Genomic DNA, 16,964 nt, shown 5'->3' with positions numbered 1-16,964 from the left:
ACCGCCTTGCGTAAAAAGATAAAACTAAAATAAACTTGGGCACAATATTAAATAATCCCTGTTTGAAATCCGCCCCTTCAATCAGACCTTTCTCCTTTATTTCTTACAAGCAAAATAAAAAAAGACAACCTCACTTGGTCGTCTTTTAATTTATTTCTAGATGTGTGGAGTTGCAATAATCCCAAAACCACCTTCTTGCTGGATTAATGCACTAATTTCATAAAGTTGTTTTTCGTCACTCACTTTAGGCTCTGTAGTAATATTTTTACCTACCTCTAGAGGAAAAATATCTATATCAGTTTCTATACAATATTCATCATTTCCAGCATGTCCAGTACATTTTACCGCATTATAGTTATCTTTGAATTTTTTAAGCAAATCTTTGTCATCCTTTAGCTTGTCGATTTCTGCGGCTAGAGCTGCTTTGTCTTTTTCTGGATCACCAGCGCCTTTGACTTTGATGAAAAACTTTTCTACACCAGCAGCTACGCTAGCACCTTGTATCTCTCTATCTTCATTAACCTTAAGACCTAGCGAAATGTTTGCCCCAACCTCATAATCAGTGTAGCCAGTAGTTTGGCAAGGTTTGCCATCAACTAGGGTTTCGGCATAAGATAGTTTCGAGAAAGCGTTAATTCCACCGAATGTAGCTGTAGCTAGCATGAAGATTGAAAGAACAATCTTTTTAGATTTCTTGCTTAGCTTTGAAACAATGAGAGTTGTTAGTCCAAGGATTAGAGCTAGAACAAGGATTGTTGTAATAATTCCCGTTGTGTTTTGCACTCCAGTGTTTGGAGCTTGGATGTTTTTTGGAGCTGGTTGAACAGCTACAGTTTCTGTTTTTCCATCTGTTGTTGGGGATGGAGCTGCAGAAACCAAATTGTTTTCTGCAGGCTTATCTAGACAGATAAGCTTTTTGAGTTTTAAATCTTGCATTTATTTATTCCACCTTACTTTTTCCATTACTCTTATGTCTATTTGATTTTATCATTGTTTGGAGGAAAGGTCAATAATTACTGCAAAGAATCTTCGCCAAAAAGCTTTTTAATACGCGCCTCAATCGAGCCTTTATGTCGGCCAAGTTCTTTGCTTAATTTTAATATTAACGCTTCATCTATTTTGCCGTTTTTGAAAATCGCTTCTTGAAGACGTGCATCATCGGAAAGCTTCCATGGTCGATACGCATTTGGAAATTCTTCTCGCATTTTTTCTAGTTTTTGCGCCCAGGTTGTTTTTGCTGGAGCCTTTTCAATAATCTCACCCGCCTCGCGCTTTTTGGCAGTTTCTAACAGATGGGCAAAACGTTTCTCCGCCCTTTGACTTTCATTTTTTAGTCGCGTATCAATTCTTTGCGCTTCTTCACTAACAACTAATGCCATTCGATTTATCCCAATTAAATACAACCTATCTAACGATCGAACTCGTGAAAGAGCCACATAGCCCATTCCTTCAGCAAAAGCTTTTCGAAGATCAATTCGTGCAGCATCAAGGGTCATTCCTTGACTTTTATGAACGGTAATTGCATATGCCAGCCGTAGTGGAATTTGCATAATACTTGCTCGTTTTCTTTCACCATCGCGCATCTCCCAGGTATCTGGAACCATTGTAACGACTTTTCCATTTTGAAATTGCACAATCGGATAATCTGTTAAAGTTTCGAAATCAATCACCTCGCCAATTGAGCCATTTACATATTGACGATTTTGTGCATTTTTTACGGCCATAACTAAAGCACCCTTTTTAAGCCGCAAAAGCTCTGGCGCAAGAACTGATTTTTGCAAAGTTTCAACATAATTTTTTGCGCCCGTTGTGGTTTGAGCAAAATGAAACTCTTTGCCCTCAAGTTCGGCAAGTTTTTGCTCGTTGATTTTATCGACATCAATATTCGTAGTGTGAAGTTCGGTTAGGTTTTTCGAAAAATCTTCATTTTCGAATTCTGGCTCAGCATCAACACGATTAAGCAAGCTTTCAGCGTGCTTTCGGCGCAAATCATCCGCCCGAAGTGCGTTTAAAATTTCAGTCAACTCGCTATCTTTCTGGCGATAATTCTCCTCAAGATAACAAACCGTAAAATCCGCTAGACGCCAAGCTTCAGAATGAATCGCAAAACCACCAGTTCGGCTACCACTTCGATTAATTGGCGGTAGCTGAAAAAAATCGCCACACAAAATTACTTGAATTCCACCAAAAGGTTTGTCATTTTGGCGAATTGTGCGACAAATTTCTTCAACCATATCAAGCCGAAAATCATGCAACATTGAAATTTCATCAATCACTAGAATATCAGTATTTTTAATAATTTCCGCACGATTTTTAGGAATTTTTTCGAAAAACTTCTTAGAAAGATAATCATAAATTCCAATTCCGCTCCAAGCGTGAATTGTGTTTCCACCAAGATGACTTGCCGCCAAACCAGTGGTGGCTGTGACACTAACTTTTTTTCCAGAATTTTTTGCAAGCTTAATAAACTGGTTAAGCGTGAAGGTTTTTCCACTTCCCGCCGCCCCAGTTAAAAAGACGTTCTCGCCCGAAAGCATAATTTCTAAAGCTAGCGCTTGTTTCATTTTCGAAGACTATTCGCTCCCAATCATTCGTGGTGGTTCACCCTCTGGTTCATCAAGTAATTTTTTGCTTTTAATTTCGTATCGACGACCAGTAATTTCACTCATGATATAATCTTCGTTAATCAGATTTACGAACATATCCAAATCATTGCCGTCCATAATAATAATCGCGCCATTGTCATCTGTCATAAGTTCAAGCTGCATTTCATCAGCATATTCAACCACTTTTTCTTGTGAAATTTCACCAATTTCATCCATTTTTTGTAGTTTTGTTGCGGCTTTTTTATGATCACGAACTAAGGTTTGCAAATCTAAACCGTCTGGAAAACTCAGTTTATATTTTCGTTCGATTTCAAGCACTTTTTGATCAGCCAAAACTTGTTTCTTATAATCATAATTGAAGAGTTTTTCGAATTTACTTTGGTTAAAAATAAAGATGTCGTTATTCACAATTAAAACTTGGTTATCTGGCTGGATTTTTAAACCAAATTCAGGTTCGAAAGCGCCAAATTTACCGTTTCGAAATTCCCAAGCTGTTGCACCGCGCAAAACTTGCCCTTGCATAATTTGTTTGGCAACATAGAACTTTTCACCTTTTGAATTTGTGAAGCGCGCCAAAATTCCTTTAATCCGTTTAAAGTCGTGCTCGTTTTCATTAAATTCAGGAATGTCAGAATATTGCGTTTCAATCACATTCAAAAGCGCATCCGCATGTTGAACTTTTTTCAACTCAGTTTTTAAAAGCACATCTTTACTTGCACCACCATCAGTTTCGTAATTACGCACACTCAAGCCAGTGCCCGCCCCCATATTTACGAAATTAATCATGTCATACAAAAATAGTGGCTTAATTTGTGAGTTTAATTCACCCGCAAAGCTTGTAGTGAAAGGAGCGAAATTTTTATTGAAAAGGAAAAACTCGACATCAAGCTCGCCTTTAATACCATCTGTTAAATTCGCCCATTGAAAAATATCAGTTGATTCATCTTTTTCTGAAGAAGATTCAACCTTGTGGTTTTTTTCTTCTGTTTCGTATTGTTTGTTTTCGGTATTTTCTGAATATTCAGTTCTAATTTCATCTTCCATGTATTATATTATAGCATAAACGCAAAATAAAAATAACACCTTTTGGTGCTATTTTTAGTAGTTGATACTATAGATAATCTACCGGCGAAACTGGAATACCGGTCGAAGTTGTAAAATCAGCATAAACCTGATATACCTGCTTTTCATCATCTTGTTTTGGAGATTTAGAGATATTTTGTTTGATTCCTCCGTTGTTAAAGTCTTCAGCAACAATATCCGTACCATTAGGGTGTTTAAGCGTAGGATTGCTGTCATTAAAATTTCTTACAGCACTCTTCAACAAATCTTTGTCATCCTTTAGCTTGTCGATTTCTGCAGCTAGGGCTGCTTTGTCTTTTTCTGGATCACCAGTACCTTTGACTTTGATGAAGATTTGCGATTTATTGTAAGATGCGCCTGTAACATCAATTCCTACTGAAACATCCGCCCCAACCTCATAGTCAGTGTAGCCAGTAGTTTGGCAGGGTTTGCCGTCAACTAGGGTTTCGGCGTAAGATAGTTTTGAGAAAGCGTTAATTCCACCGAATGTAGCTGTAGCTAGCATGAAGATTGAAAGAACAATCTTTTTAGATTTCTTGCTTAGCTTTGAAACAATGAGAGTTGTTAGTCCAAGGATTAGAGCTAGAACAAGGATTGTTGTAATAATTCCCGTTGTGTTTTGCACTCCAGTGTTTGGAGCTTGGATGTTTTTTGGAGCTGGTTGAACAGCTACAGTTTCTGTTTTTCCATCTGTTGTTGGGGATGGAGCTGCAGAAACCAAATTGTTTTCTGCAGGCTTATCTAGACAGATAAGCTTTTTGAGTTTTAAATCTTGCATTTGTTTATTCCACCTTACTTTTTTCCATTACTCTTATGTCTATTTGATTTTATCATTAATCGAAAAAAATATCAACATGTTTTTGCTTTGATATTAAGCTTATTTTATGTTATAATTTTAAAATGAAAATTGCAATTTTAGGGCGACAGCCGAGCATAGGAATTGCCGAACTCGAAAGTGTTTTTGGCGGAGAAAAAATTCGCGTGCTTGGTGATTATGCCTGTCTTATCGAAACTGAAAAACTTAATGTTTCACATTTTGGTTCAATCCTAAAAACTGGTCAAGTAGCTTTCGAAATTAACTCAACAGATTGGCGAGAAGTTTCAAAAAAGATGACTAAAATTTTTGAACAAGATTTTTCAAACTTTAAAGGAAAAATCACCTTGGGAATCTCCACTTACGGACTAAAACTTCGACCAAATGAACTTTCAAAAACAAGCTCGGTTATTAAACAAAAACTTAAAAATCGTGATGTTTCTGTGCGGATTATTCCTTCAAAGCAACTAGCGCTTTCAACCGCAATTTCACACAACAACAAACTTGGCTTAAGTGAAAAAAAGATTGAAATTTTAGCAGTTCGTGGCGGCAAAAAAACAATTATTGCCTTAAGCGAAGGTGCGCAAAATATCACAAGCTACGCTAGACGTGACCAAAATAGACCAAAGCGCGATGCTTTTGTAGGAATGCTACCACCAAAACTTGCACAAACAATGATTAATTTTGGCGCTGGTAAAAATCAGCCACAAATTAAAGCTTTTTTGGGTGAAAAAACTTTCGAAGACCCTAAAATCCTTGATCCGTTTTGTGGAACAGGCACAGTTCTTCAAGAAGCACTCTTAAAAGGTTTTGAAGTTAACGGAACAGATTTAAGTGAAAAAATGATAGAATTTTCGAAAGAAAACAGCGAGTGGTTTTTGCAAGAATTTAAACCGCACGGCAAACTTGGCGAAATTTATCAAGCTGACGCAACAGATGAAAAATGGACTTTTGCTGATACACTTTCAACTGTTGTTTGCGAAACTTATCTAGGACAACCGTTCTCCGCTCCGCCTTCACCAAAAAAATTAACAGAAGTTCGTGAAAATTGTAATCGTATAATTTCAAATTTTTTGAAAAACCTTGCCTCACAAATTCCAGCCGGAACCCAGATTTGCATTGCCGTCCCCGCTTGGAGAACACAAAATGGCCATTTTTCACACCTTCCACTTGTTGACTTTTTAAATGAGCTGGGGTATAATAGAAAAGAATTTATGCGCGTTAAACCACAAGATTTAATATATTATCGCGAAAATCAAGTTGTGGCGCGTGAATTATTAGTACTAATAAGGAGTAAAAATGTCACACGTTAAATCGGGTGGTTCAAGTAAGAACATCCACAATAACGCCGGTCAACGCCTTGGTGTTAAACGATTTGGTGGCCAAAAAGTTAACGAGGGTGAAGTTCTCGTTCGACAAACTGGTGCAACTAAATTGGCTGGTGAAGGAACTTACATGAGCCGAAATTTCACGATTCATGCCAAACAAGACGGTGTTGTGAAATTTAAACAAATCCAAAAACGCAAATTTACTGGCAAGACTGAACGACGTACAGTTGTAGAAGTTGTAGCTGCGTAATTTGCAATAAAAAATGAGTCTTTCGTATCGATCGACTCATTTTTATTTATTCTCTAATAGCTTTCATCAAGACCTAGATGCTCACGAATTTTTTCGATTACATCAGAAATAACAACTTGAGATTTCACAAGATAATCATCAACACCCAGCTCTTCAGCACGTTTTCTGTCACTCTCTTGACTTAGGGCTGTAAGCATAATAATTTGAAGATTCATTGTTTCTGGCGTATTTCGTAAAATATCCAAAACATCAAAACCAGATATTTTTGGCATCATCGCATCGAGCAAAATTAAATCTGGACGATATTTAAGGGCAGCCGTTAGAGCCTGCTCGCCATCATGAACCTCAATGACTTCAAAATCTTCCATCTCAAGTCGAGCACGATAAATACTTGCCAACACTTCATCATCTTCAACTAGTAAAATTTTCTTCTTAATTTGCATACTAACTCCTTATTTTAACAAATCTAGTGCTTTATTTTTCTGGATATCATTTAACAAATAACTTTGATTTTCTGGAGCCTTAACCTCAACATCTGGTGAAATTCCATTATTTGAAATATTTTCTCCATTTGGTGTGTACCATTTTGCAATAGTAACCTTCAGTAAAGCTCCTCCGGGCATATCAACCGTAGTCTGAACGCTTCCCTTTCCGTAAGATTTTTCGCCAACAATCGTTGCTGCTTTATTCTCTTTTAGCGCTCCTGCCACAATTTCGCTAGCACTTGCAGATGTTCCATCAAGAAGAATAACGGTTTTCATACCCTTTAACGGATTATTGCCTGTTGCTCGAATTTCTTCGATAGTTTTTGAACCTGTTTTTTCGCTAACAATTAACGCATTTTTTTCAAGCCATAAACTTGCAACAGTTTTTGCAGCTTGAACGTAGCCACCACCATTTCCACGCAAGTCTAGAATAACCTTCGAAAATCCTTCATTCTTAATTTCTTCGGCGTATTTTTTAGCTAAGGCACCTGTCTCACTATCGAAGCGATAGATTGAAAGAATTGCAACGTCCCCATTTTTCGAAAGCTCTACACTTGGATTTTCGATTTTTGCTCGAGTTACCGAGAATTCTTTTATATCCTGACCTCTTAGTAAGCTAATTTTAACAGTGGTACCAGCATCGCCTCGAATTTTTGAGCTAACTTCTGCCGTACTCTTTTTGGACACATCCTCATCATTAACTTTTAAAATTATATCTCCTGGTAAAATCCCAGCACTTTGAGCGGAGTTTTTTGCTAAAACGCGTACTACCTTAACAGACTGACCATCCTTTGCGAGCTCAACTCCAATCCCAGCGCCAACATCACCACTTAAGCTTTTATTAAATTCTTCAGCTTCTTTTGCGGTCATATATTCTGTATATTTATCTCCAGCGGCTTCAACTAAACCTTTTGAAGCACCCTCTGTCAACTTTTGTTGATCTAATTTACCATCAAAGTTTGAAGCTAATTGATTATATGTTTTTTCAACCGCCGAAAGATCAAGTTTCTCAACTCTCTTCATTCCGAAAACCGGTGCAATTAAATTTTTAATGTCATCTATTCGTGAACCACCAGCAAATCCCAAAACCAACATAAACGTCGAAACAATGATAAGCGTTGAGCGTTCAACTTTTTTACCTCTATCCATAAAACTATTATACCACAAAAAACATAAGCGCAACAAAAATAAGCTCCTAGGAGCTTATTTTTTAATCAAAATACACGTAAGTATCGTAAGTGCTTGCAGGAACAGTCATTGTAGAGAATTGCCCCCAGCGTCCGTTAACGAGGTAATTGTATTGAGAAATTGTAACCATATTACCGTTAACAGATTCAACCCAAACGATGTGACCGTATTGACCACCGGTCATAACACCGAACGATCCTGCTTTTGGTGTGCTTCCGGTTCGGAATCCGGCATTACGCGCACTAGCTGGGACATTCTTAGCATTCCCCCAATACGCAGCGTTAATACCTTTTGTTGCGCGCAACTTCCAAGCGACATAGCTCACACATTGACGACAACCATAACCATAACCATCACCGCCATTTCCATCTGCGCCACCATGACTTACGGCGTTACCGTCAACATAACAGTTTGCGTCGTTCCAAGGATAACTACTTGTTCCAGCAATAGCTTGTGGGATAGTACCACCGCCGGCAGCACGAGCAGCGCGTAAAATTTGCGCCTGAATCATATCTTGTTGCTGCTTTTGAAGTTCTGCTTTTTGTGAAGAACGTTCACTAGCATATTTAGTGTATTCAGCTTCATCGTTCTTAGTTTTAGCAATCAAATCATTCTGCTGACGAATCTTTTCTTGCAATGCAGACTCCGCTTGTTTTTGATTAGTTAACGCAACCTTAGTTTCATCGCGTTGTTTTTCAAGTTCTGCTTTAGCCCGCTTAATGCTGTCAACTTTTTCAACCAATTGATTCTTAACCGCACTCTGGTACTCGAAGTTATCAAGTGCTTTCGAAAGATTGCTACTTCCGGCAATTCGTTCAATAGGTGTTATATCGTCATCAAGAGACATTGTTGCCAAAATAGAACCAAGCGCATTCCGGTTTCTCTGAATACTATCTTCATTATTCTTAATCTCAATCTGAAGCTTTTCGAATTGCTTTTGATAGATTGAAATTTGAGACTGAATCATAGTCTTTTCGTTTTCAATTCCATTCAACTCGTTTTGAAGAGTCTGAGCCTTGTTTCGTAATTGGCTCGCTTGAGATTCCGCATCACTAATTTGTGACTGAATTGCTTTGATTTCTTTATCAAGCTGATCAATACTCTTTTCAGCTTGAGCGTTGTTTTTAGGCAAAACTGCAACAACACCAGCAGCCGCGACACCCACAGATATCGCACCATTGATAAGTAAATTCTTCTTATTGATTTTCTTCATAGTTGTTTTTCTTTTTGCTTTTATTTTATTACTGTTTACAGTATACCACACTTTATTTGTGAAGACAAGCCCCTTTCCTATTATATTTTTAAATATTTCCTTGTTGCAGTAAATGCAGAGATTACACCAATTGTTGAACCTATTAGAATTAGCCCAAGAACAACCACAACCCCGTATACTTGCAAGAATGAAATAATCGGAGAAACGATAATTCCATATGCTTCAAGCTTTGATTTTGACAAGAAAACTATTGTGTAACCAATGATTGTCGCCAAAACTGCTGCAATCGTTCCACAAATTATTGCTTCGACCAGAAAAGGTCCTGCAATAAAGCTCTTATTCGCACCAATTAGTTTCATCATATAAATCTCTTCTCGACGGTTAAAAATTGCCATTCGAATTGTATTAAAGATAATCAAACTTGCAATAACAACAAAGATCGAACCAGCCAAAAGTCCAACTTTTTCGGCAAAATTAATCGTATTAGAAATATTCTTGATTATCTCGTTGCGATCGCTCGCATATGTTGGTGGGTGGTCAGGGTCAAGACTCGATTTAATTAGTTTATCACTGTCAACGAGACTCTTAAGTTCTGTTGTATCCGAAATATTAACCAGTTTAATATTGAAAATTCCAAAAAATTCATTATTTGACTCAAGCAAGGCTTTTCGAATATCTGCATCGGAAGAATTCTTGCTTGCGAATTTTTCACGTGCTTGTTGCGGTGACGTGTATGTAATGCTTGTTACTGATTTCAAATTTTGAATTGATTTTTTCATCTTGGCGATATCCTTATCGGACACACCTTTTTTAAGGTAAATCGACATGTCAACCTTATTCTTGATATCTTCAACTGTATCCATCAAGATTGAGCGAGCTAATAATGAACCAAAGATAATAACCAAAGTAACTGTCATCACTGCTGTTGCGGCAACCGAAAGCCAAGCGTTTCGCACAAAACTATTTGCACCATATTTTGTAATTCTCCAAAAAGTTAGAGCCTTGCGGCGACGCTGTTTTTGTTGCATTATAACTTTCGAATTTTGCTTCTTTCGTCCTTGAGATGTTTGTGGTTTTCGATGATGTCTCAAGCTTTGAACTTTTGAAGAAGCATGCAAACGTTTTTCATCGTCATTTTGTGCTTTTGCTGCTGGAGAGTTTGAAAAATCTTCTTTCATTACTGTCTATATTCCCCCTGTGACTGATCGTGAGTAATTTTTCCGTGACTCAATGTAATAACACGGCGCTTTAATCTGTTAACAATTTCAACATTGTGCGTAGTTAGCACCACTGTTGTTCCGTAATCGTTAATTTTTTCAAGCAAGCGAATAATATCCCAACTGTGTTTTGGGTCGAGATTTCCTGTTGGCTCATCGGCGATTAGAATTTTCGGCTGACGAGCGAGTGCACGTGCAATCGCAACACGCTGACGTTCACCACCACTTAACTGATGCGGGAAATTATTCTCTTTACCTTGAAGCCCAACAAGCTTAATAACTTTTGGAACCGTTGCTTTGATTTCATGATTTGTCATTCCAGCAATTTCAAGCGCAAAAGCAACATTTTCGAAAACAGTTCGATTTGGTAAAAGTTTAAAATCCTGAAAAATCACACCAATTCGACGACGCAAAAGTGGAATATCTTTATCTCGAAGTTTATCGTAGTCAATTCCGCCAACTACAATTTTACCGCTAGTTTGCTTCTCTTCGCGAGTTAGCATCTTTAACAGTGATGATTTTCCAGCACCACTAGTTCCTACCAAAATCACAAACTCTTTTGGTTTAATATGAAGACTGATCCTGTTGATTGCAGGAGTGTTTGAATTCCCATAAACTTTAGTTACACGATCTAATAATATCATCACTTTCTATTATAACAGCTTTTCGTAAAGCGTTCAAGCTTATTTATATATTTTATTTTTACATGTAAAAATAAGCGGTCAAAGTTAACCGCATTATTTTATTTTATTTTTTAGACTTTTCTTTCTTTCGAAGAAGTTGTGCAGTATAGTTTTCTGGAGAGTTTGCGGTTTTATCAATTCCGAGAACTTCCAAAACATCCCACAACTCTTGACGAATCGCATCTGGATTATCACCTTTTTTAACTTCTCTTTCAAGTTTAATGAATGTTCCAAGTTTTTCAACATCATCTAAGTAAAAAGTTGTATCTTCTACTTGAAGCTTTTGACGATTTCGGAGAACTTCAACTTTCATTTCAAAGCCTAGTTGTTGAACAATGTGTGCAGTTTCAGAATAGTTCAAAACAGGTGTTTCATGAATTAAGTCGACATTTTCACTTTGAATGTGTCGTTTTTGGATTAGCTGATACCACGGCTTACGCTTTGGATCAATAATCTCTGTTCGAATCATCAATTTTGGCAAGTTTCGACTTGGTTGGTAACCACGCGGCAAAAAAACGCGGTCATTCTGAAAAATAACACGACCAAAATCATGCCCCGTATCTGTTAAGCGCTTGATAAAATCAACCTTATTTTTAATTTTTGCTTTTACAATAACTTTTTTCATAGCTTGATTATATCATATATTTTAACTGTTGCCAAGATGCTTATATTTTAGTCGTTGCCGAGATTGTTCTGAAAGACAAACCGTTGCAGCCATCGCAACATTCAGACTTTCGATTTCACCAATTTGCGGAATTATCACCTTCTTCCTAACTTTCGAAAGAACTTCTTCTGAAACACCAGAACCTTCATTGCCAAAAATCCAAGCAGTTTTTACTGTAAAATCCTCATCATAAATTGTTTTTTGGGCTTTTAAGCTTGTTGCAAAAGTTGGAACTTTAAGCTTTTCGATAACATCTTTTAAATCCTCATTCTCAAAAATCTCTAGTTGAAAATGCGCCCCCATCCCTGCTCGCAAAACTTTTGGCGACCAAACCGAAACAGTCCCTTTTGAACAAATTATTTGTTTAACACCAAAACCGACTGCGCTACGTAAAATTGTTCCCAAATTTCCCGGATCCTGAACCCTGTCGAGAATAATTGAATCTTCACAAAAATCAACACCTTGATTTTCTGGTATTTTCACAACAAACAGAACACCAACGCCCTCAATAACAGGACTAATCTTTGAATATATTTTAGCTTCAAGCTCAATAATTTCAGTATTTAATTCTTCACATTTTTGAATAATTCCTTCAACTTCTTCGCTTCTTTTTGAAGAACTCGAAATCACGCAAAAATCCGGCGCACCGAAGCGCTTAAGCCACTCGGCCGTCAAGTGCGCACCTTCAATAATGGTCATTTTTTGCTTGTTTCGAAAACTTTGCTTTTCTGAAAGCTGAACAAGTTTTTTAACCAATGGATTTTGCGCCGAACTAATCTTCTTCATTAAATCTCGCTTGATTTTACACGAATCTGTGAAGCGTCATCACGGTTTCGGACGCTAACTAAGCCATCACCTTCAACTGTTTCGAAATCGATCACAACAACTTTTGGCACACCAATTTCATCTGCTTTAGCATAAACTTTACCAACTTTTCCACTCAAATCAAATTCTACATTTTTGTATTTTTTGCGAAGCTCAGAATAAACTTCTTTAGCTTTTTCAACTAAAGCTTCTTTATTTTTCAAAAGTGGAGCCACGATGATTTTAGTTGGTGCAAGGTTTTCTGGTAAGGCTAGATAAGTTCGAGTTTTGCCTTCAGACTCAACCTCGGTATAAGCATTTGAAAGAACCGCCATCAATAATCGCTCAACACCAAAGCTTGGCTCAATCACGTGCGGAATAAACTTTTCGCGAGTTTGTTTATCTGTGTATTCCATACTTTTACCACTTGCCCGTTGAATATTTCCAAGGTCGAAGTCGGTTCGATAAGCAATCCCCATCAATTCTTCTTTACCGATTGGGTAATTAAATTCGAAATCTACTGTTCGTTTTGAATAGTGCGCTCGATCCTCGGCCGGAACTTCAAGCTCAAACAAAGACTCTTTTGGAAGACCCATTTTTTCAGTTAAGAATTCTCGAACTAGTTGAAGAAGTTTTTCGAACTCAGATTCCCAGTTTTCAGGTTTTACGAAATACTCAATTTCCATTTGTTCAAATTCTCGCGAACGGAATACAAAATCACGCGGACTAATCTCGTTTCGAAAAGCTTTTCCCTGTTGCGCAAGCCCAAACGGCAAGCTTGGATAAAAAGCATCTACTACATTTTTATAGTTCGTAAAAATTCCCTGAGCAGTTTCTGGGCGAAGATAAGCTACAGAGTTTTCATTAACAACTGCGCCAACATTAGTCTGGAACATCATGTTAAAGCTACGAACGTCACTCAAATCATTGCCTTTTGGCGATTTCAAACCTTTTTCACGAATAATTTCAGTAATTTTTTCATTCGAAAGACCCTCGGCTTCAATTCCAGCATCTTTCAAAAGGTGATCCGCTCGATAGCGCTCACCAGTTTTTAAATCCTCAACCAAAGGATCAGCAAAAGTTGCAGCATGACCACTAGCTTTCCAAACTTTTGGGTTCATAATAATCGCTGCATCAACACCAAACATATCTTCGCGATTTTCAACGAAAAACTCCCACCATTCGTTCATTATTTTGCGCTTTAACGCCAAGCCGAGTGGGCCGTAATCCCAAGTTCCACGCATGCCGCCATAAACTTCACTACCTTGCCAAATAAAACCACGCCGTTTCGCGAGGCTAACAATTCTGTCCATTAAGTCTTCGTTCTTCATTTTTCCTCCATTAAAATCTACCTAATATTATATCAAAAAAATCCTAAAAACACAAAAAATAGCCCTCTTTCGAAAGCTATTTTTATAACTGTTTTAAGTGTTTAGAATTTAACTTTTGAGCCAAGTAGTTTCTTTCGAAAAACTACAGCAGTCAAAGCGCCAACAACTCCAAGAGCTGGAACCGCCCAAGCTAATACGTTAGCAACCTTTTCGAAACCAGTGTTTGGTGCCTTGATTTCCTTTGGAGCATCTTCCTTTTTAGGATCTTCTTTAGCTGGTTCTGCCGGTTCAACAACAGCTGGCTTATTTTCAGGATCCTTTGGTTTAACTGGCTCCACTGGTTTAACTGGCTTAACTGGCTTGATTCTAGCATAAGTTTCTACATTACTTCCAGAAATTTCACCGCTCTGGCTAAAAGTAGATTTATCTATAGTATTACCGTTTGGTGCAATTAATTCGGCAGTATATTTGATATCGTTAATTTTGCCGTTTGCAATCTTCGAACCATCAACAACTTTAATTGAAGAAATCCAGTTTCGATAAATACCATCCATTGCCGGCATATCTTTAGTTACTTCAATTACAATTTCAGTATCTGATGTAGAAATAATTTTTACATCCATTGATGGACCACCGGCAAAATAAACACCATATTTGTTCACGGGAGTAGATGCTGAAATACTTTCACGCATTCTTCCCAACCGCAAATTTGTTCCAACTGGATAGTTTTTATCATCAAAACGAATTGGCGAATCGTTACTCATTGTGATTTTTAGCTTTGTTCCAGCCTTAACTGGCTCATTCTTTGATTGATTAATAGTTGGGCCAAAAACTGAACTTCCGTCATTAGTGTTTAAAAATACACTGCCTCGCGCAACTTGTGTTTTGTTAACAACAAGCAAGTTTGGCTTCTTAACCGTAACGTCATTACCCTTAAGGGTTGTTGTTCCGATAATCTTTGTTTCCACAACTACATCGTGATCAGAGTAGATAAAATAATTTGCGTTATTGTTCGAAATTGTTGTTCGGAAATTTGTATATTTCTCAATATTTTTATTGAATATAATTTTACCTTGCCAAATATCTGCAGCAGGTTTTGCATCTTCATCATCACGAGGAACAGTTTCAAAGTTGAGGTTTTGACCTTTATTGAATTGCTTATCAACTATAACTTCACCAATTTTATCATTGTTGTATTTTAAGTCTGCTTTTCCGCCAGGAATTAATGAGACATTCTCTGCGCGGAAAGTTGCCCAGTCGCCCTCATGAGCAGTAACACCAGAAACCTCAATAGTCCATTCACGACCATCTGACTTGATTTGTGTTGGTGTAACTTTTATTTGGTTAGTAACATCTTGTGGTGCCGCCAAAGCAGACTTAAACCCGACCACCGATAAAACCGCAGCTGCGGCAATTATTAATGTTTTGCTTCTAGAAATCATCTTCTCTCCTATTTTTTTATTTAAATAAAACACTTATCTTACCCCAAGTATATCATTTTTTAAAAATAAACGCAAGCGTTTTTTTATTTTTTATTCAGCATAAAAAACACCTCTTTTAAATCTTCTAAAATCTTCTCATTACCCTTTACTTTTGAGATAATTTGCGGCTGACTAGAAAGCATTAATCTTAAAAATTTTATATGATTAGCATTGAAATCACCTTCACTATCTTCAACAAAAACTTTATCATAAAAATCGAAGCTATAAGTTAAATCTGCCTGCAGGGGTTTACCATTCTTGTCGCTTTCAAGGTTGATTTCATCACCAGAAAATTCAGCCATCTTTAAATTAAACCATTTTTTCGTTAGACTTAAGTCAATCTCAAAATTATTTAAACTTCGAAAAACTGTTAATAGAATTTCAAAAAAATCACCACTCTCAATCTGTTCGCAAAGCCAAGAAATCGTTTTTATCGCCTGATATGCAAACTCGGTTCGCTCGAAGTCCTTTAAAATTTCACCAAAAAATTCTCGCATTCGCGCCGAGGAAAGTGTGCGCATTTCACTTTTCCCTTCAATTAGAACAACCTCGTTTAGCGCAAAAAATTCGATTCCACCAGCAAGTTTCGATTTTGGTCTTCGAACACCACGCGCCATTGCGCTCACTTTTCCGCTTGGTGTTAATAAATTTACGATTCGATCAGCCTCGCCAAAATCAGTTCGTCGCAGGACTATCGCTAAAGTTTTTTTTCGTGTGTTATTCATTTATAATCTCACTTATTCTTTCTCGCAACTCTCGTGGTTGAAACTGTGATTTTTCAAAAATATCCCGAACGTTAAAATGTTTTAAACTTTCCATTTCGAGTTCAGCTGCTAAGTCTGAGCAAACGACAACTGGAATCCTTGCCGTATCAGCATAACTTTGGAGCTCGTTTAGTAGCGCAAATGCCGAATGACCTTCAAGCAGAATATCTAAAAGAATCAAATCTGGCAACCTTTTATTAATTTTTAAAATTGCCTTTTCGGCTGAATTGGCGTGCGAAATTTCAAAATTCTTGCGTAGAATTCGCTCAAAATTTTCAGCCAAAATCACATTATCTTCAATAATTAAAATTTTTTTCACAACAAACTCAATTGACCAGAACGGTTTAAATCTATATAAAATGTGCTTCCGTTGCGGTGGCGAATTACACCAATTTTAGCACCCATTGCCGTAGCAAAACTTTGCGCAATAAAAATACCCAAACCCGAACTTTGCGGACGTGAGCTGGCCTGCACGGGTTGATGATTTTGCTTTTTAACGGCGCGCCAAATTGAAAGTGGCAATTCATCACCAAAATCACGCACAGAAATTCGAACCTTTTCACCAATGTTCGAAACCTTGATTTCAACTTCAGTTTTTTCGTTCGAAGAATAAAGCGCGTTATCTGAAAAATTCATCAAAACTGAACGCAAAAGTTCATAATTTGCAACAATAAGTTCATTTTTTCGTACATTTTTAAATCTGATAACTCGATTGTGGAGTTTAAATACATCTGAAATTTCAGAAACAACATCGCAACAAATTTTTTTAGAATTTATTGGCTCCAGCTCAAACATCGCATCTTCAAGCTTTGAAATTTTAGTTAAATCCTGAACTAATCGTAAAGCTCTTTCGCTAGTTATATCGATCTGGCGAAGGATTCGCGATCGTTCATCATCCGAAATTTCAGTACCATCATCATTTAAAGTTAACGAAAGTTGCCGGATAATAGAAAGCGGGGTTTTCATCTCGTGAGCAGCAACAAGAAAACTACTTTCTTTTGCTACCAGATTTAAAAACTCCCGCTCATTCATGCTTTTATTATAGCAAATTTT

At 37.3% G+C, this 16,964-nt stretch carries 18 protein-coding genes; 2 read left to right on the top strand and 16 right to left on the bottom strand.

Translation table 11 applies throughout. The features are described from left to right. Positions 1–156: 156 nt before the first annotated feature. The 4 genes from HXK94_001100 to HXK94_001085 all read right to left on the bottom strand — a co-directional run bounded on the left by HXK94_001100 (position 157) and on the right by HXK94_001085 (position 4,467). The gene (locus HXK94_001100; protein ID QTI96484.1) at positions 157–936 is read right to left on the bottom strand and encodes a hypothetical protein; all 780 of its coding nucleotides are present in this window, start codon (positions 934–936) and stop codon (positions 157–159) included. 77 nt (positions 937–1,013) lie between these two features. After that, positions 1,014–2,564, bottom strand: coding sequence for an AAA family ATPase (locus tag HXK94_001095; GenBank protein QTI96483.1), 1,551 nt, complete (start codon positions 2,562–2,564; stop codon positions 1,014–1,016). A 9-nt stretch (positions 2,565–2,573) separates the two neighbouring features. Further along, positions 2,574–3,650 carry a DUF4868 domain-containing protein gene (locus HXK94_001090; protein ID QTI96482.1) on the bottom strand — a complete coding sequence of 359 codons (1,077 nt, stop codon included), beginning with the start codon at positions 3,648–3,650 and terminating at the stop codon, positions 2,574–2,576. 67 nt (positions 3,651–3,717) lie between these two features. Continuing rightward, positions 3,718–4,467: a hypothetical protein gene (locus HXK94_001085; GenBank protein QTI96481.1), complete on the bottom strand. Its 750-nt coding sequence runs from the start codon at positions 4,465–4,467 to the stop codon at positions 3,718–3,720. Between the two features lie 122 nt (positions 4,468–4,589). On the opposite strand from HXK94_001085, the gene HXK94_001080 reads away from it, so the two are divergent. Then, positions 4,590–5,816, top strand: a complete 1,227-nt coding sequence (locus HXK94_001080) for a hypothetical protein (GenBank protein QTI96480.1) — start codon at positions 4,590–4,592, stop codon at positions 5,814–5,816. After that, positions 5,803–6,081 carry a bL27 family ribosomal protein gene (locus tag HXK94_001075; protein ID QTI96479.1) on the top strand — a complete coding sequence of 93 codons (279 nt, stop codon included), beginning with the start codon at positions 5,803–5,805 and terminating at the stop codon, positions 6,079–6,081. Before HXK94_001080 ends, HXK94_001075 begins: the two co-directional genes overlap by 14 nt. Before the next feature lie 53 nt (positions 6,082–6,134). Here HXK94_001075 and HXK94_001070 read toward each other — a convergent pair whose 3' ends face one another. From HXK94_001070 to HXK94_001015, 12 genes are all read right to left on the bottom strand, one after another. Continuing rightward, on the bottom strand, positions 6,135–6,524 hold the full coding sequence (locus tag HXK94_001070; GenBank protein ID QTI96478.1) for a response regulator: 390 nt from the start codon (positions 6,522–6,524) through the stop codon (positions 6,135–6,137). A gap of 9 nt (positions 6,525–6,533) precedes the next feature. Continuing rightward, positions 6,534–7,715, bottom strand: a complete 1,182-nt coding sequence (locus tag HXK94_001065) for a S41 family peptidase (GenBank protein ID QTI96477.1) — start codon at positions 7,713–7,715, stop codon at positions 6,534–6,536. Between the two features lie 61 nt (positions 7,716–7,776). Further along, the gene (locus HXK94_001060; GenBank protein QTI96476.1) at positions 7,777–8,967 is read right to left on the bottom strand and encodes a CHAP domain-containing protein; all 1,191 of its coding nucleotides are present in this window, start codon (positions 8,965–8,967) and stop codon (positions 7,777–7,779) included. Positions 8,968–9,047: 80 nt separating this feature from the next. Next, the gene (locus HXK94_001055) at positions 9,048–10,145 is read right to left on the bottom strand and encodes a permease-like cell division protein FtsX (protein QTI96475.1); all 1,098 of its coding nucleotides are present in this window, start codon (positions 10,143–10,145) and stop codon (positions 9,048–9,050) included. Further along, complete coding sequence (ftsE, locus tag HXK94_001050) at positions 10,145–10,828, bottom strand: cell division ATP-binding protein FtsE (protein ID QTI96474.1); 684 nt, start codon at positions 10,826–10,828, stop codon at positions 10,145–10,147. Before ftsE ends, HXK94_001055 begins: the two co-directional genes overlap by 1 nt. A 103-nt stretch (positions 10,829–10,931) precedes the next feature. Next, positions 10,932–11,492: a CYTH domain-containing protein gene (locus tag HXK94_001045; protein QTI96473.1), complete on the bottom strand. Its 561-nt coding sequence runs from the start codon at positions 11,490–11,492 to the stop codon at positions 10,932–10,934. A 21-nt stretch (positions 11,493–11,513) separates the two neighbouring features. Continuing rightward, positions 11,514–12,317, bottom strand: a complete 804-nt coding sequence (locus HXK94_001040) for an RNA methyltransferase (protein ID QTI96472.1) — start codon at positions 12,315–12,317, stop codon at positions 11,514–11,516. Beyond that, entirely contained in the window at positions 12,317–13,666 is a 1,350-nt protein-coding gene (locus tag HXK94_001035) for a glycine--tRNA ligase (protein ID QTI96471.1), read from the bottom strand. Before HXK94_001035 ends, HXK94_001040 begins: the two co-directional genes overlap by 1 nt. A 101-nt stretch (positions 13,667–13,767) precedes the next feature. Then, positions 13,768–15,108 carry a hypothetical protein gene (locus HXK94_001030; protein QTI96470.1) on the bottom strand — a complete coding sequence of 447 codons (1,341 nt, stop codon included), beginning with the start codon at positions 15,106–15,108 and terminating at the stop codon, positions 13,768–13,770. A gap of 83 nt (positions 15,109–15,191) precedes the next feature. Then, the gene (gene recO, locus HXK94_001025; GenBank protein QTI96469.1) at positions 15,192–15,872 is read right to left on the bottom strand and encodes a DNA repair protein RecO; all 681 of its coding nucleotides are present in this window, start codon (positions 15,870–15,872) and stop codon (positions 15,192–15,194) included. Further along, positions 15,865–16,230 (bottom strand): response regulator, encoded by a 366-nt coding sequence (locus HXK94_001020; protein QTI96468.1) that lies wholly within the window; start codon positions 16,228–16,230, stop codon positions 15,865–15,867. Before HXK94_001020 ends, recO begins: the two co-directional genes overlap by 8 nt. After that, entirely contained in the window at positions 16,227–16,943 is a 717-nt protein-coding gene (locus HXK94_001015; protein ID QTI96467.1) for a HAMP domain-containing histidine kinase, read from the bottom strand. The genes HXK94_001020 and HXK94_001015 overlap by 4 nt, the downstream gene beginning before the upstream one ends. Positions 16,944–16,964 lie beyond the last annotated feature (21 nt).

This window comes from Candidatus Nanogingivalaceae bacterium (assembly GCA_015257795.3).
Taxonomy (GTDB): domain Bacteria; phylum Patescibacteriota; class Saccharimonadia; order Saccharimonadales; family Saccharimonadaceae; genus Nanogingivalis.
Note: the sequence above shows the minus strand (reverse complement) of the source record. Positions and strands in the feature narration are given on the sequence as shown.